General features: G+C 62.9%; 19 protein-coding genes. 10 read left to right on the plus strand and 9 right to left on the minus strand.

From position 1 onward, the window contains the following. Positions 1-18: 18 nt before the first annotated feature. From BM059_RS12945 to BM059_RS12955, 3 genes are read right to left on the minus strand one after another with little or no spacing between them, the layout of a single operon-like run. Positions 19-3,846 (minus strand): beta strand repeat-containing protein, encoded by a 3,828-nt coding sequence (locus BM059_RS12945; protein ID WP_394328006.1) that lies wholly within the window; start codon positions 3,844-3,846, stop codon positions 19-21. A 10-nt stretch (positions 3,847-3,856) separates the two neighbouring features. Then, positions 3,857-6,892, minus strand: coding sequence for a ShlB/FhaC/HecB family hemolysin secretion/activation protein (locus tag BM059_RS12950; protein WP_074939117.1), 3,036 nt, complete (start codon positions 6,890-6,892; stop codon positions 3,857-3,859). A gap of 42 nt (positions 6,893-6,934) precedes the next feature. Next, the gene (locus BM059_RS12955; protein ID WP_074939118.1) at positions 6,935-7,990 is read right to left on the minus strand and encodes an alpha/beta fold hydrolase; all 1,056 of its coding nucleotides are present in this window, start codon (positions 7,988-7,990) and stop codon (positions 6,935-6,937) included. A gap of 441 nt (positions 7,991-8,431) precedes the next feature. On the opposite strand from BM059_RS12955, the gene BM059_RS12960 reads away from it, so the two are divergent. After that, on the plus strand, positions 8,432-10,030 hold the full coding sequence (locus tag BM059_RS12960; RefSeq protein WP_074939119.1) for an argininosuccinate lyase: 1,599 nt from the start codon (positions 8,432-8,434) through the stop codon (positions 10,028-10,030). Between the two features lie 57 nt (positions 10,031-10,087). Continuing rightward, positions 10,088-10,675 carry a hypothetical protein gene (locus BM059_RS12965; protein WP_074939121.1) on the plus strand — a complete coding sequence of 196 codons (588 nt, stop codon included), beginning with the start codon at positions 10,088-10,090 and terminating at the stop codon, positions 10,673-10,675. Between the two features lie 145 nt (positions 10,676-10,820). Here BM059_RS12965 and BM059_RS12970 read toward each other — a convergent pair whose 3' ends face one another. Continuing rightward, complete coding sequence (locus BM059_RS12970; RefSeq protein WP_074939122.1) at positions 10,821-12,032, minus strand: cation:dicarboxylate symporter family transporter; 1,212 nt, start codon at positions 12,030-12,032, stop codon at positions 10,821-10,823. Between the two features lie 267 nt (positions 12,033-12,299). On the opposite strand from BM059_RS12970, the gene BM059_RS12975 reads away from it, so the two are divergent. After that, positions 12,300-13,217, plus strand: coding sequence for a LysR family transcriptional regulator (locus BM059_RS12975; RefSeq protein ID WP_037001726.1), 918 nt, complete (start codon positions 12,300-12,302; stop codon positions 13,215-13,217). 145 nt (positions 13,218-13,362) lie between these two features. Here BM059_RS12975 and BM059_RS12980 read toward each other — a convergent pair whose 3' ends face one another. From BM059_RS12980 to BM059_RS12990, 3 genes are all read right to left on the minus strand, one after another. Next, positions 13,363-13,965: a nucleotidyltransferase family protein gene (locus tag BM059_RS12980; RefSeq protein WP_074939124.1), complete on the minus strand. Its 603-nt coding sequence runs from the start codon at positions 13,963-13,965 to the stop codon at positions 13,363-13,365. 116 nt (positions 13,966-14,081) lie between these two features. Continuing rightward, positions 14,082-14,936: a type 1 glutamine amidotransferase domain-containing protein gene (locus tag BM059_RS12985; protein WP_074939125.1), complete on the minus strand. Its 855-nt coding sequence runs from the start codon at positions 14,934-14,936 to the stop codon at positions 14,082-14,084. Positions 14,937-14,938: 2 nt separating this feature from the next. Continuing rightward, positions 14,939-15,253 carry a putative quinol monooxygenase gene (locus tag BM059_RS12990; protein ID WP_074939127.1) on the minus strand — a complete coding sequence of 105 codons (315 nt, stop codon included), beginning with the start codon at positions 15,251-15,253 and terminating at the stop codon, positions 14,939-14,941. 95 nt (positions 15,254-15,348) lie between these two features. Here BM059_RS12990 and BM059_RS12995 point away from each other — a divergent pair, with 95 nt between their 5' ends. Then, positions 15,349-16,263, plus strand: a complete 915-nt coding sequence (locus BM059_RS12995) for a LysR family transcriptional regulator (RefSeq protein ID WP_074939128.1) — start codon at positions 15,349-15,351, stop codon at positions 16,261-16,263. A gap of 33 nt (positions 16,264-16,296) precedes the next feature. Here BM059_RS12995 and BM059_RS13000 read toward each other — a convergent pair whose 3' ends face one another. Together BM059_RS13000 and BM059_RS13005 are read right to left on the minus strand one after the other, a co-directional pair. Further along, positions 16,297-18,495: an OsmC domain/YcaO domain-containing protein gene (locus tag BM059_RS13000; RefSeq protein WP_074939129.1), complete on the minus strand. Its 2,199-nt coding sequence runs from the start codon at positions 18,493-18,495 to the stop codon at positions 16,297-16,299. A gap of 129 nt (positions 18,496-18,624) precedes the next feature. Then, positions 18,625-19,557 (minus strand): LysR family transcriptional regulator, encoded by a 933-nt coding sequence (locus tag BM059_RS13005; RefSeq protein ID WP_037001713.1) that lies wholly within the window; start codon positions 19,555-19,557, stop codon positions 18,625-18,627. Positions 19,558-19,769: 212 nt separating this feature from the next. On the opposite strand from BM059_RS13005, the gene BM059_RS13010 reads away from it, so the two are divergent. The 6 genes from BM059_RS13010 to BM059_RS13035 are packed head-to-tail and all read left to right on the plus strand — an operon-like array spanning position 19,770 to position 26,144. Continuing rightward, positions 19,770-20,846, plus strand: a complete 1,077-nt coding sequence (locus BM059_RS13010; protein ID WP_074939131.1) for a 4-oxalomesaconate tautomerase — start codon at positions 19,770-19,772, stop codon at positions 20,844-20,846. Positions 20,847-20,885: 39 nt separating this feature from the next. Next, positions 20,886-22,136: an OprD family porin gene (locus BM059_RS13015; RefSeq protein ID WP_074939132.1), complete on the plus strand. Its 1,251-nt coding sequence runs from the start codon at positions 20,886-20,888 to the stop codon at positions 22,134-22,136. A gap of 41 nt (positions 22,137-22,177) precedes the next feature. Next, positions 22,178-23,158 carry a Bug family tripartite tricarboxylate transporter substrate binding protein gene (locus BM059_RS13020; protein WP_074939134.1) on the plus strand — a complete coding sequence of 327 codons (981 nt, stop codon included), beginning with the start codon at positions 22,178-22,180 and terminating at the stop codon, positions 23,156-23,158. Between the two features lie 52 nt (positions 23,159-23,210). Continuing rightward, on the plus strand, positions 23,211-23,663 hold the full coding sequence (locus BM059_RS13025; protein WP_074939136.1) for a tripartite tricarboxylate transporter TctB family protein: 453 nt from the start codon (positions 23,211-23,213) through the stop codon (positions 23,661-23,663). Between the two features lie 4 nt (positions 23,664-23,667). Beyond that, complete coding sequence (locus tag BM059_RS13030) at positions 23,668-25,182, plus strand: tripartite tricarboxylate transporter permease (RefSeq protein WP_074939137.1); 1,515 nt, start codon at positions 23,668-23,670, stop codon at positions 25,180-25,182. 14 nt (positions 25,183-25,196) lie between these two features. After that, the gene (locus BM059_RS13035) at positions 25,197-26,144 is read left to right on the plus strand and encodes a D-2-hydroxyacid dehydrogenase family protein (RefSeq protein WP_074939139.1); all 948 of its coding nucleotides are present in this window, start codon (positions 25,197-25,199) and stop codon (positions 26,142-26,144) included. The last annotated feature ends 28 nt before the right edge of the window (positions 26,145-26,172 follow it).

Genomic DNA, 26,172 nt, shown 5'->3' on the forward strand with positions numbered 1-26,172 from the left:
GCGTCGCGCCGCGCCTGTTCAGTTTTCGCTCGGTGCCGATACCTGCAACTGCGACAGATCGAGGTCGATCAGGTCGATACGCGGTGCCAGCGGTGTCTGCCGGTAGTCAGGATACAGAACCTGGCTCCAGGCGCTGCCGGCGATCTGCTGTTGCAGATGGCTACGCGTCGCCTCGCCATCGCTGCCGAGGATGCTGGCATTGATCAGTCCGCCGAGGCGATAGACCACCGCGCCACTGCCACTGGCACCGATGCTGGTGTTGTCGCTGTCGTGGGCGATGTAGGTGCCGCCAGGCGCTTGGGCGTCGATCAGCAGGATGCCGTCCTGAACGCCGAGGCGGTTGTTGCCGCTGACGAAGTTCAGTGCCGTACCGCCGCGACTGAAGGCTTCCAGGGTCAGGTTGCCGCCTGCGCCAGTCAGCAGGCTGTTGCTGCCGCTGCTGGTGCCGTTGAAGGTGATGCCGCTGGCGCCGTTCTCTCCACGCCCACTGACTTTGATGTCGCCACTGGCCGAATTCAGCGAGATGCTGTTCGAGCCGCTGCGTATGAACACCCCGCTGGCATCGCTGCCGCCGTCACTGCGACCGTTGAGATTGATGTCGCCGCTGTTGCTGGCGATGGTCACCGAGCTGCCGTTGCTGGAAGGGTAGAAATGAATGCCGTTACCCGTCCGCGAATAGCCGTCGAGGCTGATCGAGCCGCTGCCGGTGGCACGCAATTCGGTCTGCCCGGTGAGCACGCTGAGGCCGTTGGCATTGTTGGCCTGGCCAGTGATGCTGAGTCTGCCGTTTTCCACGCTGAGCAGGTTGTTGCCGTTGCTGTAGAAGTCCACGCCGTCGCCCGAGCCGGTCGAGCGGCCGACCAGGGTGACGTTGCCATTGCCGGTGGTCTGGATGATGTTGGTCACGCTGAGCAGGGCGATGCCGTGATCCAGTTCGCTGGTATCGGGTGAATGGAAGTGGCCGTCGAGCAGGATGTTGCCACCCTGCGAGGCGATGCGGTTGGTCGAGGCCTGGCCGCTACCGCCGAGGGCGATGGCGTCGGAGGTACCTACGCTGTCACCACGCAGGGTGATGTCGCCGGTCTGGGTGGTGATGCTGACGCCCTGCGAGGCGCCGCTAGAGTTGAGGAAGATGCCGTAGCCACCGAAGCTGCTGGTGCTGTTGCCGTTGATCTGGATATCGCCCGTGGTGGTCGATAGTTCGATGGCGGCGCCGCTGCCCGAGGGCGCGAGGTCCACGCCACGACCGGAGATGCTGTTGCCTTGCAGCGTCAGGTTGCCGCTGCCAGTGCCGACACGGATCGCTGAGTTGTTGCCGCTGGCATCCAGGAACAATGCACGGAACGAGCCGCTGCCGGTGTTGATCACGCTGTTGTCGGCAGCCAGGCGCACGTTGCCGGCAGTGCTGGCGATGTTGATGCTGCTGCCACTGCCAGAGGTGATCAGGCCCAGCGAGGGCGTGGTGCCGCCGGAGCTGTTGCCTTCGACGGTGATGTCGCCGTCGCTGAGCAGGTTGATCGAGGCGCCGGCACCGGTGACGTTGAGCACTGTGCCGTAGCTGCCGCCGCTGTCGCCAGCGAGCACGATCCCGCCCGAGTCACTGGCTGTCAGGTTGATCGCGCCATCGCCTGCGGCCGCCAGGTACAGCGCACGGCCGCTCTGGCTGTTGGCCTTGACCGTCAGGGTGCCGCTGCCGACGCCGAGGTTCTGCGTCGAGCTGCTGGCGGTGGAGCAGATCAGCACGCCGAAACCGGAGGCCGCGTTGCCACTGAGGGTGACGTTGCCTGAGCCACTGGCGGCGATGGTGTTGCTGGTGCTGAAGATACGTGTGCCGTTGCCGGTACCGAGGTTGTCGGCACTGATGTCGATGGCGCCGGCCCCTTCGGTCAGCAGGCTGCTGCCGCCATGCAGGATGAAGGTATCACCGGTGCCGCTGGTGCTGGCCTGCACGGCGGTGATGTTGATGTCGCCGCCGCCTGCATCGATGGTACTGGCGGAGATATTCATAGCGGTGGCGCTGGAGCCGGCGGCGAGGGTGGCCGAGGTGGCGCCGCGGATGGTGACGTCGCCGCCGTTGGTGTCGATCAGGCTGGAACGGATGAATACACCGGTGCCGCTGCTGACGTTGGTGCTGGCGAAGGAGCCGCTCGGGTCGACCGCGCCGCTGATGGTCAGATCACCCCCGTTGGTGCGGATGGTGGCGTTGTTCAGCGCCACCGAACCGTTGCCGCTGTTGTTGAAGTTGGACAGCAACGACACGTTCAGCGTCGCGCCGTCGGCGTGGGTGATGCTGGTGCCGGTCATGTTGACGTTGCGGTGAGCGATCAGCGTCAGGCTGGCGTTGCCCTGGGCCTGGACGTTGTCCAGCACGTTGATGTCGCCGGAGGTGCCTGGGCCGGACGAGGTCTGCACGATGATGTTGGCGCCCTCGCTCAGCGACGCATTGAGCGTGGCGGAGCTGAGGGTCGAGCTACCGCCGGCGTTCGGCGTGAACGGGCTTTCGCTGGAGGTGCCGGAGCTGGCGGCGCTGGTGATGTTGATGTTGTACGGGTCGAGCAGCCAGGTGCCGCCCTTGCCGGAAGCGGCACTCAGGTTGACGCGACCGGTGGCATCCAGGGCATGGGCTGAGGTCTCCACGAACCCGCCATTACCGCCTTCGCCACCGCCGATCACGCTGATATTGCCGTGGAACTGAGTGCTGTCGGTGGCCCAGAGAATGACCTTGCCGCCATCGCCACTATTGAGCGCGCCGGCCTCGATACGCGCGTCCTTGCCCATGTGGGTGGCGCTGGCGTGCTGCAACGGGCCAGTGCCCTGGTAGTCGCCACCGAGCAGCACGGTACCGCCGCCGGCATCGCCGGAGGCGTCGATCCGCGCGTCGTCGAACAGACCGATGTATTCGCCGGTCATGGTCACTTCACCGCCGCGTTCACCGGCATTGCGGCCGGAGACGTCGAGTACGCCGCTGCTGGCCACCACGCCGCTGTCGCCGCCGTCGAGAACGATACGGCCATTGCGCTGTTGCAGGCTGCTGGCCTCGATTACGCCTTCGTTGTTGACCACCTTGCTGAGCATGGCATCGCTGGCGCGGGCGCTCATGATCACGGTGCCGCCGTTGGCTTGCAGCAGGCCCTGGTTGACCACGCTGGCATCGATGACGGCCTCGTCGACCTGCACGTTGATCAGGCCGTCGCCGTGGTAATCGAGGGTGATTTTCTCGCCGCCGCCAAGCACCACCGAACCCATCTTGGCGACCACGGTACCTTCGTTGCGTACCTGGGCGCCGAGCAGGGCGACGCTGCCGCCGTCAGCCGCACGGATGGTGCCCTGGTTGATCACCGCACCGCCTGCGCCCTTGCCGTCGAACTGCAGGCGGCCGGCCATGAAGTCGTTGTCGGCGATGTCCAGGGCACTGGCCACCAGGCCGCCGACGTTGACCGCGGCGCTGCTGCCGAACAGCACACCAGTAGGGTTGATCAGATAGACCTGACCATTGGCATTGATCTGGCCCATGATCTGCGAGGCGTCGCTGGACAGCACGCGATTGAGTGCCACCGACGAGGCGCCCGGCTGGTGAAAATTAACCGTGGCATCACGGCCGACATTGAAGGTGTCCCAGGTGGCGATCAGTTTCTGGCTGTTCTGATTCACATCCAGCACATTGCCGGACTGGCTGATGCTGCCGCTGCCAGCAGTGATCTGGCCGTTGCTGGGCAGGGCGTTGTTGTCCAGCGCCATGGCGTTCAGCGGCATCAGGCCGTGCATCACGCACAGCACGGCGTAGCTCAGCGGCTTGAGAGAAGGCAGTTGCGGACGACGGCCGCGACGGGCGTTTTTAGTGTTCACGGTCATCTCCTCAGAACGAATAGTTGAAGCCGGTGCCGATGGCATTGATGGTGGTGCCGACGCCTGGCGAGTAACCGCTGGCAGCGTAGGCGCCGGCCACGGCGAAGTTGTAGTTCGACAGCGAGGCGTTCTTCAGCAGCACGTAGTGGGCGAACACTTCGGTGTTACGGGTGAAACGATAGCCAACGCCCAGAGCGTACTGGCGTGCGCCCATGCCGCTGGTGTCGCATTCGATACCGCTGGCGGAGATCATCGAACATTCGCCTGGCAGGGCGCGGGCATAGCTGGCACGCAGGCGCCAGGCGCCGATGCGGTGGCTGATGCCGAGCATGTAGGCACGGCGACGGTACTCGGACAGATCGCTGAAGTTGACGCTGTTGTTGATCACGTCGTCTTCCGAGTAGTAGAGCTCGTCGGCCACCAGCGACAGCTGGGTATTACCGAAGCGGTAGCCCAGGCCGAAGCGGAAACTGTAGTCGTTCGACGAGGTGCCTTCGGTGACGTGAGTGTTGCTGCCCACGCCGCGGGCGTTGCGGCCCAGGTTGGTGATGCCGAAGTAGTTGACGTGGCGCTCGGCGGCGGCGACCGCAGTGAAGCCGCCATTCTTGTAGGTCACGCTGCCACCGTAGATGTAGCCCCGGTCGACGTCCTCGGCGGCCTTCATACCATTGTTGGAGTAGGCCAGCTTGACCTGCAGGCCGTGCCACTCTGGTGACCACCAGGCAACCACGCCGGACTGGCGACGGTTGAAGGCCGCGTCGGAGTTGACGCTCTCGTCGGCCTGGGTGAGTGGGCCGGACACATAGCTGGCCAGGCTGCTGTTGAAGCCGGGCGAGCCGATGATGTTGTAGTAGGCCGCACTGGTCTTGCCGTTGAATGGATCGAGGCTGGTGGTACTTTCCTTAAGCGGCATGTCCCAAACACCGTAAAGCAGGGTGCCGAAGCGGTCGTCGTCGAGTGCTACACCGGAGTTGCGCAGGCGCGTGTTGGGTGAGATCGAGAGTGGTGCGCTGTCGTCGCCGCTCAGGGTGTAGTTCACCGAGATACCGTATTCCAGTTGCCACAGAAAACGTGTGTCGTCGTTGATCGGGATGCCGGCATGAGCACCGATGTAGGAGACGTTGTCGCGAGCACGCCAGTAGCTGGACATGTTGCGGCCATTGGCCGTGGCCAGCTTGCTCTGGTCAGCCGGGGAGGCGCGGGTGGAATCGCGGCGGTCGATGTATTCCGGCACCAGGCCGAGCGATCCGTAGAGCACCAGTTCGGTGGTCTTGCTACGGAAGTCCTCGCGGCTGCCGACGTCTTTGGCCAGGCCGGCGAAGGCCTGCGGTGTGCCGGTGACCGACAGCCAGAAACGCTTGTTGTCACGTTCGTCGCTGATCGGGTCGTCGCCCGGTGAGAAGGCCAGGCTGGCGTTCATCACCAGGTCGCGGTGATAGACGTTCAGACCTACGCCGTAGCCGTAGCGGGTCAGGTGATTTTCGCTGTCGTCCCAAGGGTTCTTGTTCACCCGCACCCGGCCGCCGTCAGCGAACAGGGTGGCTTCGGCGATGGCGCCGTAATAGCGGCCAAGGTATTTGCGCAGCTCCAGGCGACCGAGCAGGCCTTCATCGCCTGCGGCTTCGCCGACCGGATAGGCACGCACACCGTTGGGGCCGCCGAGGCTGAACTTCTCCGAGGCATCGAGGTTCTTGTCCGCCCACTGGCCGCTGAGGGAAGCGAACAGCGAGTAGCCACCGCCGAGCTCCTGCAAGCGGCTGAACGCCAGGTTGGCCTTGCGATAGCGGCCGGCGGCATTGGCAGTCAGTTGGTCGAGGGCTTCATCGAGCGGGGTGTCCTTGTTCAATTTGCCGATGCCATAGGCCAGGCTCCAGCGGTTGCTGCCGGCCCAGTCGTCACGCCAGTCGCCATAGAGAGTGGCACTGCGGAACACGGCGGATTTCTTCACCGCGAAGGCACCGGCTTCGTCCTCGAAATGGCGATGCTCTTCGGCCAGGTTGAGCGAGATATTGGCATCGCGGCTGCGTAGCAGCGAGCTGTCGAGAAACACCGAGGAAACGATGGCGGTACCGCTGGCCTCGGCAGTTTTCAGGCTCTTGCCGATGGCGTATTCCATCTCCGCGTAGTTGGCGCCCAGGGTGACGCCACTGGCGCCTAGCGGCTGGCGATAGCCAAGGCCACGAATTTCCAACCCTTCGAAGCTGTTCTGGCCATTGAAGAACAGGCTTTCGCCGAAGCCGAAGGCATCGTTGAGGCTGACGTTGCTGGTGACCCGGTTGGCGCCAGTGTAGTAGTTACCGTGGTTGTCGAAGCTGACACGGCCCGTCCAGGCGGTCATCTCGCTGAGTTTGAGCACGATGTCGGATGCGCCCGGTTCGCGCGACGGTTGCAGCACGGCGCGCACCGAAACCCCGGCGATATCGGACAGGCGCAGCAGCACGCGCTCCAGGTCGGCCTCGCGGATCACGCTGCCGCTGGGAATTGCGTCGACGAAGCGTTGCTGCATGCCAGGGCGCAGGCGCACGTTGCTGTCTGCCTCGGCGCGCACGCTGCCGACGCGGCCTTCCTGCACGCCGATGGTGACCACGCCATCGGCGATCTCCTGGGCGGGCAAATAGGCGCGGGCCACCAGATAGCCGCGGCTGCGGTACAGATCGGTGACACGGGCGGCGGCCTCACGCAGGCCGGCGAGGTTCAGTTCACGACCTGTGTAGGGGGCTAGCTCCTGCTGCAGGCGCGACTCGCTGATCTCACGATTGCCGCTGAGTTTGAAGGCATTCACGTGAAAGGCGGCGGAGGCCTGTTCGGCTGGGTTGGCGGCGGCCTGGCTGCGGTCATCCTGGGCTTCGATACGCACATTGCCACGCGGCGCCTCCTGGGCGCGTTCAGCCGGGCGCAGGATGTCGCGGTTGTTGTCGAACAGCGTGCCGGCGGAGGGCAGGGGCTCGGCCTGAGCCTGGGCAGCGAGGATCGCCGCGGCCAGCAGGGTCAGATTGCGCGGGTGCAGCACCCGGCGTACCTGGGCGGAGGTGAAGGTCGAAGTCATGGCAAGCTCGTTGTTGTTTTTGTGAGTCGGGCAGACGAGGTATCAGCGTTTCGGGAACAGCGTGTCGGCGACGATTGTCGTGGCCAGCAAACGGGCTGCGTTGTGGCCGATACCGGCGACCGTGATCTGTGGGTGATGGATCGGCACGCCCCACTTGCTGGAAAGGAAGGCCTCGTAGCGCAGGTAATTGAGCTGGCGCTCGACCCGATGTGCGCCCTGCATGTTGGCCCCGCAGGTGCGATCCAGCACGCGGTGCCACGGGTCGTTGTCGCGCTCACCGACCATGAAGGTCACGTCGCGGGCGGCATAACGGCGAAACAGTTGCTCGGCGCCGAGGTTCTGCCGGGTCAGGTAGAAGGGTGCGCGATCCAGGCCGTAGCGATAGCGACTGAAGCTCGGGCACATGACCGTACGCACCGGTTTGAACGAACCCTCCTGCAGGCGGCTGTCTTCGATGTAGACATAGGAAGACGGCGCGGAAATGACGTAGCGAACCTTGATCCCGGTAGTGGCGAGGCGCTCGTCGCCGTCGCCGAGAATGCTGTAGCGCTGCATCAGCTGGCCACCGGCGGAGTGGCCGATCAACACAATCTCCTGCAGGGCGGGAAAATGCTTGCGGTCGGCCAGATACAGCAGCAGGTCATCCAGTACCGCGAAGGCGTCGATGCCGCGGCGACCTTTGCTCGAGGCGGTGCCGTGCATCCATTTGTCACGAGCCCACAGCGGCATGTCGATACCGGCGCGGCTGTCCTCGGCGGTGAGAAAATTCAGCGACAGCAACAGGGTGTCGTTGGCGTCGAATCCGGCTTTCTTCAGCAGGCTCTGACCGTATTGGTAGTAGTCGTCGGCGTTACGACGCACACCGTGAACCAGCACCACAGCGCGGGAGGCCGGGCTGGCGCCATTCAGGTCGGTATTGGCGAAGGCAAGGAAGTTGTAGGGTTCGTTCTGGCCCAGGCGCAGCAACTGCTGGCTGGCACTGGCGAAGCCGCAATACAAGGCGGTGGTCAGCAGGGCGACGGCCAGGACGGCCTGTCTGCGGAGGTTCGGGCCTCGCTTGAGCAGAGCACCCAGGGGCCAGAGAACGTCGTACGGCATATTCCACCTCGGCAGAGAACGCGGCACACCTGGCAAGGCACTGGCATGTCGCTAAGTCGTACCTGCTGGTTGGCAAGCGCAGGTCGACCTGGTTGATTGGAGTTATGGCGACGATGCTAACAGTGGTTTTGGGCTAGATAAAATATCTTGAAAATAGCCATTCAATACTTTTTGAGTATTGAATGGCATGCGCTGGGCGTAGCGCGGCCAGGGTGCGCGATGCGCGCCAATCGCTATGGGCAATCTCGGTTCTTGCGGTTATCTCGGTGCGCGCGGCGCACCCTACGGGGGCGGCGGCCGGTGAGATCTTTTTGGTACTTTTAAGGTATTGACTGGATATTTTTAATATATTTCATATCTTTCATGCATGCCGCTAGCATCAGTGGGCTGCTGCTTTCAAGGCAGCCGAGCCCTCATTGATACAGAGCGGAACTGAAAACCATGAGAACAAGAAAGACTCTGCTTCACCTCGCCGTCGTCTATGCGCTGTTTGCCTCATCTGGCGTGCTGGCGGCCAACACTGCCGAACTGCCTTGCCGCACCACTGCCGAATGCGCCGAGCAGGCGCGCAAGATCGGCGCGACGGTGGACAAGTCGGCGCTCAAGGGCGGCGCCTACGAAAGCCAGTTCTCCTGGTTGAACCGCATCAACAAGGCCTCGATCGTGATGCTGATCGAGGAAGGCATCGTCTCTGCACCGCAGGGGCGACGCATCGCCGGTGGTGTACAGCATGTGATCGATCAGGCCGCTCAACCCGACGGCAAGAGCCCCAGCGATGTGTTGCAGGTCGAGCAGATCATGATCGACAAGATCGGCCCCGAAGCGTCGTTGATCCACTCCGGGCGCAGCCGCCAGGACATGTATGCCACCTATCGCCTGGCCGTGCTGCGTGCCCAGGTGCTGGATTACAGCGATGCCCTCAACGCCTCGCGTGCGCGCCTGCTGAAGATTGCTGGCGACAACGTCGATACCCTGATTCCGGCCTACACCAATGGCGTGCAGGCGATGCCGATCAGCTATGCGCACTACCTGCTGGCATTCGAAGCGGCTTTCGAGCGCGATGCGCAGCGTATTCATGAACTCTATGCGCGGCTGAACCTCAGCCCGATGGGCACCGCAGTGCTGGCCAACTCAGGCTGGCCGCTGAACCGTGAGCGCCTGGCCACGCTGCTGGGCTTCGACGGGGTTCGCGAGAATTCGCTGGATTCGAGCCAGGTATCGACCTTCGACATTCCGCTGGAAGCGGCGGGCATCGCCTCTTCCTCGGCCATCCGCGTCGGTGCGTTGATCGGCGATATCCACACCCAGTACCACCAGACTCGTCCCTGGCTGCTGCTCGAGGAAGGCTCGACCTACACCAGCAGCGCCATGCCGCAGAAGCGCAACCCTGGCCTGCTGATGCGTACTCGTGAGTCAGCGTCGGATGTGGTTGGTCTGGCGGGCGCCACCACTATTCGCGCGCACAACGTCACCACCGGCATGACCGACTACAAGGCCGCGTTCGAGGACCTCGGCCTGTTCAAGTCGGCCACCGATATGTTCGAACGCCTGGGCATGGTGCTCGATGCACTGGTGATCAATCCCGAGCGCGCCATGGAAGAGCTCGATGCTGATTGGACCACCTCGATGGAGTTGGCCGATACGCTCGAACGCGAGCACAAGGTGCCCTTCCGCATCGGCCACAGCTTCGCTTCGCTGATCGTCGGTCAGGCGCGTGATCAAGGCCTGCTGCCGAAGGAATTCCCTTACGCCGACGCGCAGAAGCTCTATACCAAGGCTGCGCAGAAGTACAACTGGAAGGATCAGCGCTTGCCGCTGAGCGAAAGTGCCTTCCGCGCTACCCTGTCGCCGCGCACCATGGTCGAAACGCGCAAGGGCACCGGTGGGCCGCAACCTGCCGAGGTCAAGCGCATGCTGGCCGAATCCGGCAAGCGCCTGCAGGCTGACGAACGCTGGATGAGCGAGCGTCGCCAGCAACTGATCAAGGCGGACGAGGCGCTGGACAAGGCCTTCGCCAAGCTCTTGCCGGCTTCCCGCTGATTTCGGGCGGCGAGGCCTTTCTGGCTTCGCTGCTCATTTTCTTCAGGAGCGTGAAAGATGGAACACGCGCGCCGCTATGCCTTGCTGCTCTGTTTGGTCGTCATGGCCAGCATGGTATTCAGCGATGCCGTGGCACGCCGTTCCGACTCCAGCGTTCCGGTTGAAGCAGGGGCGCAGCTCGTGCGGCTCGACGCGGCCGCAGGCAGCTTCGCCCTTGTACTGGCGGCCAACGCCGATCTGTACAACCTGCCGCGAGATATTCGGCGTGTTGTCGTGCGTGTCGAGGGCGACTCGAACTCCAGCGAGGCGCTACTCGATGAGTACGACGACACGTTGATCCTCGTGCCACAGTTCAGCGTCGCCGATGGCCGCAGACTACCTGCGGACCTGCCCGCTTGGCACAGTGAGCAGGCTTGGGTAGAGGGTGAGGTGTCGAGTGAAGGACATGTCGGAATATCGGCATTCACGGTGCTCGATGCATTGGTGAGCTACCTGGGGCGCAGCAGCCATTTTCCGCAATTGCAGGAGGTGGTTTTCGTCGGTCGTGGCACGACGACCGACTTGGTCGATCGGCATCGTTTGCGCCCACAGGTAGTCACTTCTTTTCGCATTCGCTATGTGAAGGCGCGATTGGCTCGGCACTGACGTTAGAACCTGTTCAAACTCTGCTGCGCGTCGGCCATGCTGCGTTGAAATCAATCTCAGAATGCTCATTTACAGCTCGTAGATTGCGCTTCTTCACTCGATTTCGCCTTGCCTAGCTCTAGCTCGCGAGTCTTTGAACAGGCTCTTAGCCCAGCACCTCTCGCAACTTCTGCTTGTCCACCTTGCCGTGCCACTGGGCGATGACCACGCAGGCGACGCAGTTGCCCAGCACGTTGGTCAGTGAACGACATTTCATCAGACGTTCCACGCCGATCAGGATGCCGATGCTCTCCAGCGGCAGGATATTCAGCACGCTCAGCGTTGCGGTGAGCGTGACGAAGGCCGAGCCAGCGACGCTGGTCGAACCCAGTGAGGTCAGCAGGCTGACCAGCAGAATGGTGCCCAGTTGCAGGGCGTCCAGTTCGACGTGAGCCAGTTGGGCGAGAAACACGATGGCCACGGCCAGGTAGAGATTCGAGCCGTTGAGGTTGAAGCTGTAGCCTGCGGTGAGGGTCAGGCGCACGGTCTGGCTGTCGCAACCGGCGGCCTCCAGTTTGTCGATCAGGCGCGGCAGGGCGGCGACCGATGAGCCGGTGGCGGCCACCAGCAGCAGCTCTTCCTTGACGTAACCGATCAGGCGCCACAATCGACAGCCTGCCAGACGCAGGGCGATGGCTGGCACCAGCAGCAGGTAAGCCAGGCAGGCGGCATAGGCTGCCACGACGAACTTGGCCAGCGGCACCGCAGCTTCCAGGCCGTATTTGCCTATGATGAAGGCGATGGCGCCGAAGGCTGCCAGCGGCGCGAAGCTGACGATGACCTGCATGGCGCGAAATACCCATTTCACCGCGAGGTCGAGGCGCAGCGTCATGCGCTGTCCGAACTTGCCACTACGGCCGAGCAGCAGGCCGCAGAGAACGGCAGCGAACAGCACCTTGAGGATGATGCTCTGTTCCAGCGAGTCGAGCAGCAGGCTTGGAAGTTGAGAGAAGAATGGGCCGCTCGTCGTCTCGACCGTCGCCCAGTCGCTACCCATGTGGTGCAGGCCGCCGCCAGGATGCAGGAGCAGGGCGACCAGCAAGCCGGTCAGCAGCGATAACAGTGACATCAATTGCCAGTAACCGACGGCCTTGAGGCCAAGTCGCGCGGTGGCGCGGTAGTCGCTGAGGGCGGCGACGCTGGAGCAGACCAGGACGAACATCACCACCGGCGCACACAAGCCGATGGCGGAGATGAACAGGTCGCTGAGCGGCTTCATCTCTACTGCCAGGTCGGGCCACCAGACACCCAGCAGAGCGCCGAGAACCAGCGCCAGCAGAAGCAGGACAATGCCTGTTCGAGAATGTCTGAAGATCATCGGAGCCTGTTTTATTCTTGTGCGTCGTCGCGGCGTCGAGGCCGCGCGTGAGCGTTCATCCTACCCCATCGATGGGCGGATTCGGTATCGTGTGACAGCCTTAGAGCCTGTTCAAAGTCTGCTGCGCGTCGGCCCTGCCGCGTTAAAACCAGGCTCGGACTGCTCATTTACAGCTCGTAAACTCCGCGTCCTCGCCTTTTTTTGCCTTGCATGGCTCTAGCTCGCGAGACTTTGAACAGGCTCTTACCAATCTCCCCAAGGGGCTGCATGGAACTTCGTCATCTGCGCTACTTCGTCATGGTTGCCGAAGAGAAGCATTTCACCCGCGCTGCGGCCCGCCTGAACATGCAGCAGCCACCGCTGAGCCAGCAGATCAGGGCGCTGGAGCAGGAGCTCGGTTTCGACCTGTTCATCCGCCATGCCAAGGGCGTCGACCTGACCGTCGGTGGCGAGGTGTTCCTGCGCGAGGCGCGCGACATTCTCCAGCGGGTCTCGCAGGGCGCGCTCAAGGCGGCGCGTACAGCCAAAGGCGTCGAGGGGCGTCTGAGCGTCGGGTTCACCAGCTCGGCGGCCTCGCATCCACTGATTCCTCGGATCATCCGGCGCTATCGGGATTTGTATCCGGGGGTGGATATCGGCCTCAATGAAGGCAATGCTCAGGAGCTGACCGACGATGTCAGTGGCGGCGACGTGGATGTTGGCATTCTGCGGGCCCCCGTGGGCAACCCCAAGGGCATCGCCTATCACCGCCTGCTCAACGAAGAGTTGGTGCTCACGCTGCCGGTCGGGCATCGGCTGCTGGCGAGCAAAGGGGCAATTTCGCTGAAGGATCTGGCCGACGAACCGTTGATTCTGGTACGCCGACCTGGGGCGCCGGGGATGTACGCCAATTTCCTGCAGGCCTGCCGCAATGCCGGCTTTGAGCCGCATGTGGCGTTCGAGGTGGAGCGCATGCTGACCAACGTCAGCCTGGTGGCCGCTGGCGCCGGGGTGTCCGTGGTGCCAGCATCGATGCGTGGCTTCCACGAGCACAGCGTGGCTTATCGCTCGATTCGCGACGCCAAGCCGCGGCTGGTCGCGCCGATCACCCTGGTTTGCCGCGAGTTGCACCAGTCACCGCAGGTGGCCAATTTCATTGCTCTGGCGCGGGAGCTGGGCGCCGAGTACCGCAAGGAGCCGCACTGAGAACCTGTTCACGATCTCACGAGCTAGAGCCAGGCAAGGAAAGCAGGCGAGAAAGCGCAGTTTACGAGCTGTAAATGAGCATTTTGAGCTTGGTTTCAACGTAGCATGGCCGACGCGCAGCAGATCGTGAACAGGTTCTGAGAGGTCAGCGTGTGCTGAGGCTTTGCCAGTCTTGCTGGGTATCGACGTCCTGCAGAATGCCAGGGTCGTCGAGCTCGACGATGCGCATGGCTTCAGGGTTCTGCTGCAGCACCGGCTTGGCGCCGGCATCACCGCTCAGCGCTGCGAGCTGCGGCCAGAAATCACGGCCGAACAGTACTGGATGGCCGCGTTTGCCCTGGTAGCTGGGCAGCACGATATTGTCTGCGCTGGCGTAGGCGAGCAGGGTTTCTAACGTATCACGACGAATATGCGGCATATCGGCGAGAAAGATCGCCACCGCGTCAGCGCGCGATTCGGCCAGCAGCCGTTCGGCCCCTGCGGCCAGGCTGTGGCCCATGCCTTGCTCCGTCGCTGGATGCTGGACGAGCCTGATGCTCGCGGGTAATCCCAACGCCGTGACTGTCTCGTCCGGACGCAGCACCAGCCAGACCTCTTCGAGCATCGAACAGGGCAGTGCCAGGCTGGCCGCCAGCAGCGAGCGCCCGTCGTCGAGCTCGAGACGACGCTTGTCGGCACCGAAGCGGCGGCTGTAACCGGCGGCGAGCATCAGCGCGGCGATGGGGTAGGGGAGCAAATTTGGTTGCATGTCACGCCTGCTAAGGATGTGAATGCCGCCGATTGTAGGGGTTAATGCGGCCTGCGGTGAGGTCATCGGTGAACCAGCAGGACGATACGTAGCGCCTCGTCCTGCTGGTTGGTGGTTTACTGTGCCTGCTGGCGGTTGGCGTCGAGCATCTGTACCAGTTTCTCGCCCAGGGCATGGTCGGAGAACGGGTTCTGCCCGGTGATCAGTTCACGATCCACTACCACGTTGGGTGCCCAGGCTTCGGCGTAGCTCAGCTTGCCGCCGGCACTTTCCATTGCGGTGGCCGGGTAGAACAGAATTCGTTCACCTTGCAGCGATTGCTCGAAAACCTGCTCTTCCGGTGTTGAAAAGATGGTCATGCGGTAGCCCTGGTAGATCCAGTCGTTGGCTGCCGGTTTTTCCCCACTGGCCAACGCCGCCTGGTACGACGCCGGGTCACGCTGTGCCGAGAGCAAGGCGATCGGGCCGTGGCAGATGGCGGCGGTCGGCTTGCCAGCCTGGTGAAAGTGACGCAGCAGGTCACCGACCTCGGGGTTATTGGCTAGGTCGATCAGCGGCGCATGGCCACCGGGAATCAGCAGGCCGGCGTAGCGGTCCAGATCGCTCGCCAGTACTTCCTTGAGCGACAGCGTGTCGTCGATACCTGGCAGATTTTCCACCAGGGTGCGGATGCGCTGCATTTCCTGCTCGTCGCCGCCGAAGTATTGCGCGGTCACCGAGGTCTCATCGACACGCGGCGCGTTGCCCTTGGGTGTCACCAGTACCAGCTCATAGCCCGCTTTGAGCAGGCGGTCGGCCGGCACACCGAATTCATTCAGATAAAACCCGGTGGTGTACTGCTTGCCATCCTTGAGGGACAGTTGCGTTTCGCTCGACAACAGCACCAGGACTTCGCCTTTGCCGGCGGCCAGGGCGTTGCCGGCAAGCAGGGTGCTGGCAACGGCGACGGCTAGGGTGGTCTTCTTGCTCATGATCATTCTCCTGATTGGGAAAGGGGCGCCACGTCCAGCGCATTGGCCACGCGCACTTGCGTGGGTGCGCTCAGCCAACCGGCTGTCGCGGCGCGGTAGTGCTGGTAATGGCTGCTCTGGCGATGGGCGTCGATGGCGGCTGCGTCGACGTAAAGTTCGAACAGGTCGAAGGCCAGGCCGTCATCGCGCTGGAACAGGTCGTAACGCAGGTTGCCGGCCTCGGCTCGTGAGTGCTGCACCATCAGGCGCAGCGCCTGCTCGACTGCTTCACGGTGCTCGGGGTGAGGCGTGATGGTGGCGAAGATACCGATCGTCATGCTGTTCTCCAGTGGGCAACAGGTTTTCAGGTGCCATCCTAGGCATGTCGATATGATTCGAAAATTCGAAAGCGTTTATTTCAGGAATTCAAAAAATGAATATCGCCAAGAAGGACCTGAATCTGCTGCTGGTCTTCCATGTGCTCTATCAGGAGCGCAATGCCTCGTTGGCGGCTGAGCGCATGGCGCTCAGTCAGCCGGCGTTGAGCCACAAGCTGAACAAGTTGCGCCATCAATTCGGTGATCCGCTGTTCGTGCGTGCACCGCGAGGATTGACGCCGACGCCCCGGGCTCATGAGTTGGCGCCGCAGGTCCAGCGCCTGGTGGGCGAGTTGGAGGGATTCTACGAGCGCTGTGATGGTCAGGACTTTCTGAGTCGTGTCGAACGCCTGCATCTCTACAGCACGGACTACATCGAGCAAACCCTGCTGCCCAGGCTACTGCCGGTTCTACGTCAGCATGCGCCGAACCTGGTGCTGGTCACCCACAACACCCGCGGCCAACTGCCCCGCGATGAACTGGAAAAGGGCACCTGCGATTTGGCCATCGCGGGCTTCTACAAAGACCTACCGGGGACTTTCCATCAGCAGCGTCTGCTCAGCGAGGACTTCGTCGTGCTCGCCGCGCATGACAATCCGCGCCTCGCAGATGGCCTGGACTTGCAGAGCTTTGTCACCTGCGAGCATCTGATCACCACGTTGACGGGGGATCTCGAGGGTCTGGTGGACAGGGCGTTGCAGCAACGAGGGCTGCAGCGGCGGATCGCTGCCGGGCTGTCCAGCTTCGTCGCGCCGCCACGCCTGCTACGAGGCAGTGATCTGTTGCTCACCTGCCTGCGCTCTCTGGCTGAGGAGGCGGTCGCCCGTGACCCTGAGCTGCGCATGCATCCGCTGCCGCTGGAGTTGCCGAGCGTCGAGGTGATGCAGATCTGGCATGAGCGCACCCACGCTGATCCGCTGCGCAGCTGGTTCCGCCGTCAGGTGCAGGAGGTCGCACAAGCGGCGGGCTAGGGCGGAGCCCCGCGATTCGGCGCGGGCCGTGCGTTAGCTGGCCAACCCCGCCGCCCTGGCGCGCGCGGCGTGCAGTTTCTTGTAGCTGTCGATCAGGCGCAGGTGCTTGTCCAGGCCTTCCAGTTTCATGCTGGTGGGCGTCAGGCCATGGAAGCGCACGCTGCCGTCCACCGAGCCGATTGCGGCATCGATGCGCTCGCTGCCGAACATGCGGCGGAAGTTGTGCTCGTAGTTGGCCAGCTCCAGCTCATCGTCCAGTTGCACTTCCAGCACGGCATTGACCGCCTGGTAGAACAGACCGCGCTCGACGGTGTTGTCGTTGTACTGCAGGAAGGCTTCGACCAGCTCCTTGGCGTCGTCGTATTTGTTCAGCGCCAGGTTGATCAACAGTTTCAGCTCGAGAATGGTCAGTTGGCCCCACACCGTGTTGTCGTCGAACTCGACGCCGATCAGCGTGGCGATATCGGCGTAGTCGTCGACCTCGCTGTTATTGAGGTTGCGCAGCAGCGACTTCAGCTCGCGGTCGCTGAGGGCGTGCAGGTTGAGGATGTCCTTGCGGAACAGCAGCGCCTTGTTGGTGTTGTCCCAGATCAGGTCCTCGACCGGATAGATCTCCGAATAACCCGGCACCAGGATGCGACAGGCGTTGGCGCCGAGGTCGTCATAGGTGGCCACGTATACCTCCTTGCCCATGTCCTCGAGGATGCCGAACAGGGTCGCGGCTTCCTGTTCATTCGAGTCGCTACCTTCGCCGGAGAAATCCCATTCGACGAATTCGAAGTCCGGCGTGGCGCCGAAGAAGCGCCACGACACCACACCGCTGGAGTCGATAAAGTGTTCGACGAAGTTGTTCGGCTCGGTCAGCGCCAGGCTGTCGAAGGTCGGCTGCGGCAGGTCATTCAGGCCCTCGAAGCTGCGGCCTTGCAGCAGTTCGGTGAGGCTGCGCTCCAGCGCCACTTCCAGGCTCGGGTGGGCGCCGAAGGAGGCGAACACGCCGCCGGTGCGCGGGTTCATCAGGGTCACGCACATCACCGGGAATTCACCGCCGAGCGATGCGTCTTTCACCAGCACTGGGAAGCCTTGTTCCTCCAGACCCTGGATGCCGGCAACGATGCCCGGGTACTTGGCCAGCACGTCCTGCGGCACGTCCGGCAGGCACAGCTCGTTCTCCAGAATCTCGCGCTTGACCGCCCGCTCGAAGATCTCCGACAGGCACTGCACCTGGGCCTCGGCCAGGGTATTGCCGGCACTCATGCCGTTGGACAGGTACAGGTTCTCGATCAGGTTGGACGGGAAATACACCGTCTCGCCATCGCTCTGGCGCACGAACGGCAGCGAGCAGATGCCGCGCACAGTGTTGCCGGAGTTGGTATCAAACAGGTGTGAGCCACGCAGCTCGCCATCCGGGTTGTAGATGGCCAGGCAATGCGCGTCGAGAATCTCCTCGGGCAGCGCGTCCTTTGGCCCCGGCTTGAACCAGCGCTCGTTGGGGTAGTGGACGAACTCGGCGGCGGCGATGTCCTCGCCCCAGAACTGGTCGTTGTAGAAGAAGTTGCAGTTCAGCCGCTCGATGAACTCGCCCAGGGCCGAGGCCAGAGCGCTCTCCTTGGTGGCGCCCTTGCCGTTGGTGAAGCACAGGTTCGACTGCGCGTCGCGAATGTGCAGCGACCAGACGTTGGGCACGATGTTGCGCCAGGAGGCAATCTCGATCTTCATCCCCAGATCCGCGAGGATGCCCGACATGTTGGCGATGGTCTGCTCCAGCGGCAGATCCTTGCCCGGAATGTAGGTGGTGGTTTTGGATACCGGCATCAGCAGCGCCTGGGCATCGGCGTCGAGGTTTTCCACTTCCTCGATGATGAACTCGGGGCCCTGCTGCACCACCTTCTTCACGGTGCAGCGGTCGATGGAGCGCAGGATGCCCAGACGATCTTTCTCGGAGATATCCGCCGGCAGCTCGACCTGGATCTTGAAGATCTGCGCGTAGCGGTTTTCCGGGTCGACGATATTGTTCTGCGACAGGCGAATGTTCTCGGTGGGAATGTCGCGCGTCTGGCAGTACAGCTTGACGAAGTAGGCTGCGCACAGCGCTGAGGAGGCCAGGAAATAGTCGAACGGCCCCGGCGCCGAGCCGTCGCCCTTGTAGCGGATCGGCTGATCGGCGATCACCGTGAAGTCATCGAACTTGGCTTCGAGGCGAAGGTTGTCGAGAAAGTTGACCTTGATTTCCATGGAGCGGCACCGGCAAGCGAAACAAAATGGCCGCTATTATCCGGGTTTTCGGCGGCCTGTCTTGCTTGGCTGCTGGCGATGAAGGCGCGCCGGACCGGCGGCGGGTGTGCCGCCGGTCCGGGCAATGGCTCAGTTGTCGAGTTCGGCAGGGTTGCTGGTACCGATGGAGGTGTAGCTCGGCCATTGCCGCAGCAGGGTTTCAACGAACTGTTCGGCTGCTGGCGACAGTGAAGAGCCGCGGCGGCGCACCAGGCCCAGGGTTCGGCTGATCACCGGATCGACCAGCGGGCGGCTGACCAGAATCGGATGATCCTCGGCAGGCATTGCCAGGCTGGGCAGGGCGGCGATACCCAGGCCGGCCTCGACCATGCCCAGCGATGTCGAAAGATGCTGCACTTCGTAGAACCAGCTCGGGCGCCAGTCGAGATGGGCCAGGCCGTGATCGAGCAGCACGCGGTTACCACTGAGGCGCCCGACGCCGATCAGGCGATAGTCGCTCAGCTCGCGCCACGCCACCTCCGAGCGTTTGGCCAAGGGATGATCGCGCCGACAGGCGAGCACGAAGGGCTCGTTGACCAGTGGGGTGAAGTCGATCTCTGCACTCTGCCCGCTCTGCATGTTGATGCCGAAATCCGCCTCGCCACGGATCACCGCTTCCAGCCCCTCATGGGCACTGAGATCAAGAATGCGGATGCGGATCTTCGGGTACTGCAGGTTGAAGGTGCGGATCACCGTCGGCAGGAAGTAGAAGGCTGCCGTCGGGATGCAGGCGAGGGTGACCTGGCCGGACTGGCGCTCGGCCAGTTCGCGGATACCGAGAATCGAACGCTCGAAGTCATCCAGCAGGCGCTGCGCTTTGGGCAGGAAATCCCGGCCTACGGCAGTCAGGCTGACGCGCCGCGTGGTGCGGTCCAGCAGCTGGGTGCCGAGGCTTTCCTCCAGCTTCTGCATGCGCCGGGTCAGTGCCGGCTGGGACAGGTGGATGGCGTTGGCGGCCTCGTGAAAGTTGCCGAACTCGGCGATTTTCACGAAAGCACGGATGTCTTGCAGTTCGTAATTCATGCGCTTGGGTTATCAGTCGTGCGTATTTTTGTTTGAAAGTTAGCAATGAACCCTAGTCTTTCCGTTCAGGACTGGCAAGCGAGGAAATACGAGTGTGCATTAATGCGTATAGTGGAATAAATATCGAAATATATGCATTTTACAGAATAAATACTCGCTCCTCATAATCGACGCAAAGCAACAATCATCAGTTTTATTGCGTTGGAGGCATCATGCGGACGGTACCTTGTGTACTCATGCGAGGCGGTACTTCGAAAGGGCCGGTCTTTCTGGCCAATCATCTGCCCACTGACCCGCAGCAGCGCGACGAGGTATTGCTGAGCCTGATGGGCTCGGGCCACGAGCTGGAAATCGACGGCATCGGCGGCGGCAGCCCACAGACCAGCAAGGTCGCGATCGTCAGTCGTTCGCCGCACCCGGAGGCCGATGTCGACTATCTGTTCGTGCAGGTCATGGTTACCCAGCGCCGCGTCGACACGGCGCCCAATTGCGGCAACATGCTCTGCGCCATCGGTCCTTTCGCCATCGAACACGGCCTGGTCAATGCCGGTTCGCCGATGACCCGGGTGCGCATCCGCAACCTCAACACCAACACCTTCGTCGATTCCGACGTGATGACCCCGGGCGGTCGCGTGCGCTATGACGGCGACACCGCCATCGACGGTGTGCCCGGTACTGCCGCGCCGATCAAACTGACCTTCCTCAATGCCGCTGGCGCCAAGACCGGTCGCCTGCTGCCTACCGGCCGCGCCCGTGACGAGTTCGACGGCGTCGAGGTGACCTGCATCGACATGGCCATGCCGATGGTGCTGATGCATGCCGAGGCACTGGGCAAGACCGGCTACGAGTCGCCTGCCGAACTGGATGCCGACAGCGCCTTTCTCCAACGCCTGGAACGCATTCGCTTGCAAGCCGGCCTGGCCATGGGGCTCGGCGACGTATCGCAGATGGTCATCCCCAAACCGGTACTGCTGGCGCCTGCACGTCATGGAGGCACGCTGAGCGTGCGTTATTTCATGCCGCACAACTGCCACCGCTCAGTCGCTGCCACTGGTGCTATTGGTCTGGCCACGGCTTGTGCGCTGCCCGGCTGCGTCGCCCAGGACATCGCGCCCATCGAAGGCGAGGCGCTGGTGCGTTTGGAGCACCCGGGCGGGCAGATCGAGGTTTCCCTGCAGCCTGCCGCTGATGGCAACCCCGAGAAGTTGCGCGCATCGCTGGTGCGCACGGCCCGTCGTCTGTTCTCGGGCGAGGTGTACATCCCCAGCCTGCGCCGCACCGGCACCTGATTTCGTTTCACTACAACCACACCCGTAGGGCCAACCACAATGACAAGAAAAAAATCCCTTAGCTGCTCCGTCGTTGGTATGACGGTCATGGCACTGCCTGCAATCGGTGCCAACGCAGCCGGCTTCATCGAGGACAGCAAAGCCAGCCTGGAGCTGCGCAACTTCTACCTCAATCGTGACTTTCGCGAGAACGCCGGGCAGAACAAGCGCGAAGAGTGGGCGCAGGGCTTCATCCTCAATCTGGAGTCCGGCTACACCCAGGGCACCGTGGGTTTCGGCGTCGATGCCATCGGCATGCTGGGCATCAAGCTCGATTCCTCACCGGATCGCAGTGGCACCGACCTGCTGCCGCGCAATAGCCGCAACCGCGCCGAGGACGACTACAGCAAGCTGGGCGTGACCGGCAAGGTGCGGTTCGCCGAGAGCCAGCTGCGCGTGGGCACGCTGCTGCCGAAGATGCCTTACCTGCAGTACAGCAACGCACGTCTGCTGCCGCAGGTGTTCGAGGGCTGGCAGGTGCAGAGCAAGGATCTTGAGCGCGCCACCTTCACCCTGGGTGAGATCGACCGCGTGGTGCAGCGCAATGTCTCCGGCTCCGACAAGCTGACGCTGAACAACAAGAACGGTCGTTTCGGCGGCAGCCCCGAGAGCGACGAGCTGCGTTTCGCTGGCGTCGACTACGCCATCAACCCGCAGTTGCTCGCCAGCTATCACTACGCCGAACTGAGCGACGTCTACCGCCAGCATTTCCTCGGCCTGCAGCACACCTTGGCGCTGGGGCCTGGCAAGCTGAAAAGCGATCTACGCTACTTCAGCAACAGCGAGGCTGGCCGAGAGCTGGTAGGTGACATCGATAACCGCGTCATCAACGGTATGTTCACCTACAGCGTCGCGGGCCACTCCCTGGGCCTGGCTTACCAGAAGATGCTCGGTGACGATGGCTTCACCTATGTCAACGGGGCCACGCCGTACCTGACCAACTTCCTGCAGATCAACGATTTCGCCGGTCCTGACCAGCGCTCCTGGCAGCTGCGTTACGACTTCGACTTCGCCACGGTCGGTGTGCCCGGTTTGACCTTCATGACCCGCTATGTACGCGGCGACCAGGTCGACCTGGCGGTCGGCGAAGGGCGCGAGTGGGAACGCAATACCGATATCGCTTACGCCTTTGGCGATGGCCCGCTGAAGAATCTCAAGGTGACCTGGAGAAACGCCACCTACCGGTCGAGCTTCGTTCGTGATCTGGACGAGAATCGCCTGATCCTGAGTTATATCGTGCCGCTCTGGTAATGCATCGGCTGTACATACAAGACCAATAAGAGGAACCCATCATGATCACCTGCTCTCTCCGCCGTATTCTGCCGCTGTCCCTCGCTGTATTGCTCGCCAGCGGTTCGGTACTGGCGGGCGAACCCTCCCGTCCAGAGTGCATCGCGCCGAGCAAACCGGGCGGCGGTTTCGACCTGACCTGCAAGCTGGCCCAGGCCGGTTTCAAGGACGAAGGCCTGCTCAAGGCGCCGATGCGCGTTACCTACATGCCCGGCGGCATTGGCGCCGTGGCCTACAACTCCATCGCCGCCAACCGCCGTGCAGAGTCCGGCACCCTGGTGGCCTTCTCTGGCGCCTCGCTGCTGAACCTGGCGTTGGGCAAATACGGTCGCTTCGACGAGACCGCAGTGAAGTGGCTGGCTACCGTTGGCAACGATTACGGCACCCTGGCAGTACGTGACGACTCGCCTTACAAGAATCTCGACGATGTGGTGCAGGCGCTGAAGAAAGACCCGAAAAGCATCGTGGTTGGAGGTGGTGGCAGTGTCGGCGGTCAGGGCTGGATGAAGATCGCTCTGCTGGCCCGCGCTGCGGGTGTCGATCCGCGCGATCTGCGTTATGCCGCTTTCGAGGGCGGCGCCGAGCACTACATGGCGCTGATGGGTGGCCATGTGGATCTGGTCACTGGCAGTGCCAGCGAGATCCGTGCGCAAGAGGGCAACAAGATCCGCACCCTGGCGATCTTCAGCGAAGAGCGTCTGGACGGTGATCTGGCGTCAATCCCCACCGCTCGCGAGCAGGGTTACGAGATCCAGTGGCCGCTGATTCGCGGTTACTTCCTCGGCCCGGATGTGAAAGAGGAAGACGTCGCCTGGTGGAAGGAACGCTTCGCCAAGCTTTCCGCTTCCAGTGACTTCCAGTCCTACCTCGCCGACCGCGATGTACTGCCCTACTACGTGACCGGACCGGAGCTGGATGCGCTGGTCAAAAGCCAGGTTGCTGAGTACCGCAAGCTGGGTCGTGAGTTCGGCCTGGTCGAGTAACAAGGTTCCCATGCGCCGTCCCTGACGGCGCAGCGTTCTGGAGCGCATCCACATGCATGACCGTATCTTTGCGGGGGTGACCCTGCTGCTTTGCTGCATCCTGGGATTTTTCGCCTGGGGCTACAGCGCCCCGTTTGCCTACGAGCCGGTCGGGCCCAAGGCCTTCCCGTTGCTGCTGTTGCTGCTGATCGCCTTTGGCTGCCTGCAACTGCTGCTCAAGCCGGCCGGCGACGTGCAGGGCGAAGAGCCGCCCTTGAACCGCGAAGTGATGATCAAGGCGCTGGTCTTTCTCGGCCTGATGATCGGCTACGCCGTGCTGTTCGAATCGCTCGGTTTCATTCCCGCCAGCGTGCTGTTCGGCATCGGTATGGCGCGTCTGTATGGCGGTAACTGGCTGAACTGCCTGATCAGCGGTGTGGTGTTGGCCATCGGGCTCTACCTGCTGTTCGACAGAGCACTCGCCGTACCGCTGCCGCTTGGCATCCTTTCGACCCTGGAGAGCTGAACCCATGGATACTCTCGGTTATCTCGGCCATGGCTTCGGCGTGGCGCTGAGCCCCTACAACCTCTTGACCGCCTTGTGCGGCACCCTGATCGGCACGGTCGTCGGCCTGCTGCCTGGCCTGGGCCCGATCAATGGCGTGGCCTTGTTGATTCCGGTCGCCTTCGCCCTCGGGCTACCGCCGGAAACCGCGCTGATCCTGCTTGCTGCGGTGTACCTGGGCTGTGAATACGGCGGCCGTATTTCCTCGATTCTGCTGAACATCCCCGGCGAAGCCTCTGCGGTGATGACCACCCTCGACGGCTACCCGCTCGCCCGCCAGGGCCAAGCCGGTGTCGCACTGTCCCTGTCGGCCTGGAGCTCGTTCATCGGCGGCCTGATCGCCACCGCTGGCGTCGTGTTGTTCGCGCCGCTGCTGGCCAAGTGGGCGGTCGCGTTCGGCCCTGCCGAATATTTCGTGCTGATGGTGTTCGCCATCACCTGCCTGGCTGGCATGGCCGGCAACAAACCCTTGAAAACGGCCGTTGCGGCACTGATCGGCCTGCTGCTTTCTTGCGTGGGCATCGATGCCAACAGCGGTGTCTATCGCTTCACCTTCGGCAGCCTGGGGCTGGCCGATGGCATTCAGTTCGTGGTGCTGGTGCTGGGGCTGTTCTCGGTCAGCGAGCTGCTGGTGTTGCTCGAGCGTACCCATCATGGGCAGAAGGCGATCAAGGCCAGCGGGCGCATGCTGTTCAGCGTGAAGGAGGGCAGCTTCGTGCTCGCCACCAACCTGCGTAGCGGCGTGGTCGGCTTCGTCCTCGGTGTGCTGCCGGGTGCCGGGGCGACGCTGGCCAGCGCGGTCTCCTACATGAGCGAAAAGCGTCTGGCGGTGAAGGACAACAAGTTCGGCAATGGTGATCTGCGTGGCCTGGCCGCACCGGAAACCGCCAACAGCGCGGCTGCCTGCGGCTCCATGGTGCCGATGCTGACCCTCGGCGTGCCAGGCTCGGGCACCACTGCGGTGATGCTCGGCGCGCTGACGCTGTACAACATCACGCCGGGGCCGCTGCTGTTCCAGAACCAGCCGGACATCGTCTGGGGCCTGATCGCGTCGCTGTTCGTCGCCAACATCATGCTCATCATCATGAACGTGCCGATGATCAAGATCTTCACCAAGGTCCTGGCCGTGCCTTACTGGGCGCTGGTGCCGGCGGTGGCGATCATCACCGCCATCGGTGTGTACGCGGTGCATGCGACCACCTTCGACCTGTACCTGATGATCGCCATCGGCATCTTCGGCTACGTTCTGCGCAAGCTGGACTTTCCGCTGTCGGCGATTCTTCTCGGCTTCATCCTCGGTGGCATGATGGAGCAGAACCTGCGTCGCGCACTGTCCCTGTCCAGCGGCGATATCGGTATCCTGTTCGCCAGCCCGATCACCTGGGTGGTCTGGGGCCTGGTGGCAGTGATGATCGTGCTGCCGTTCTGGCGCGCCTGGCGTGTGCGCCGTCAGCAGGGCCGCGTCGCCAGCGCGGTCTGATTCGGAGGGTTGGCATGCGTATCGTGATACAGGATGACTATCAGCGGGTGGTTCAACAGCTCGATTGCTTCAGCTTGTTGGAAGGCTTCGATGTTCACGTGTATCACGATGCTGTCAGCGATCCAGACGTGCTGGCCGAACGCTTCGCCGATGCCGACGCGCTGGTGCTGACCCGCGAGCGCACACGCATCGATGCCGCGCTACTGGCACGTTTGCCCGAGCTGAAACTTATCAGCCAGACCGGGCGAGCCGGCCCGCATCTCGACCTGGAGGCCTGCCGCGAGCGCGGTGTGACCGTCGCCGAGGGCACCGGCTCGCCTATCGCGGCAGCCGAGCTGACCTGGGCATTGATCCTCAATGCCCGACGGCAGTTGCGCGAGGCCATGAACGGTCTGTATGCCGGGCACTGGCAGGTCAACCTCGGCCAGCGTCTATATGGTCAGACCCTGTGCATCTGGGGTTACGGCAAGATTGGCCAGCGTCTGGCGCGCTATGCACGCGCGTTCGACATGCGTGTGCTGGTGTGGGGCAGCGAGGCCTCGCGCCAGGCTGCCATCGCTGATGGCTACGAGGCCGCATCGACGCGCGAAGCTTTCTTCGAACAGTCCGATATTCTCACTCTCCACCTGCGTCTGGTGCCCGCCACGCGACATTGCGTAAGCGCCGCTGACCTGGCGCGGATGAAGCCTGACGCCCTGCTGGTCAACACCAGTCGCGCCGAACTGATCGCCCCCGGGGCATTGCTCGCTGCGCTGGACCATGGCCGTCCTGGCCAGGCCGCGCTGGACGTGTTCGAGCAGGAGCCGATCCTGCAGGCCGATCACCCGTTGCTGACCCACCCGAAAATCCTCTGCACGCCGCACTTGGGCTACGTTGAAAAGCACAGTTACGAAGCCTACTTCGGCGAGGCATTCGCCAATGTCAGGGCGTTTGCATCGGGCACCACTGCTAAGGGCCTCTAGCGCCTCGCCTGAATCTGAGCATATGCGG

It is taken from the genome of Ectopseudomonas composti, from assembly GCF_900115475.1.
In the GTDB taxonomy this organism is placed as follows: Bacteria; Pseudomonadota; Gammaproteobacteria; order Pseudomonadales; family Pseudomonadaceae; genus Aquipseudomonas; species Aquipseudomonas composti.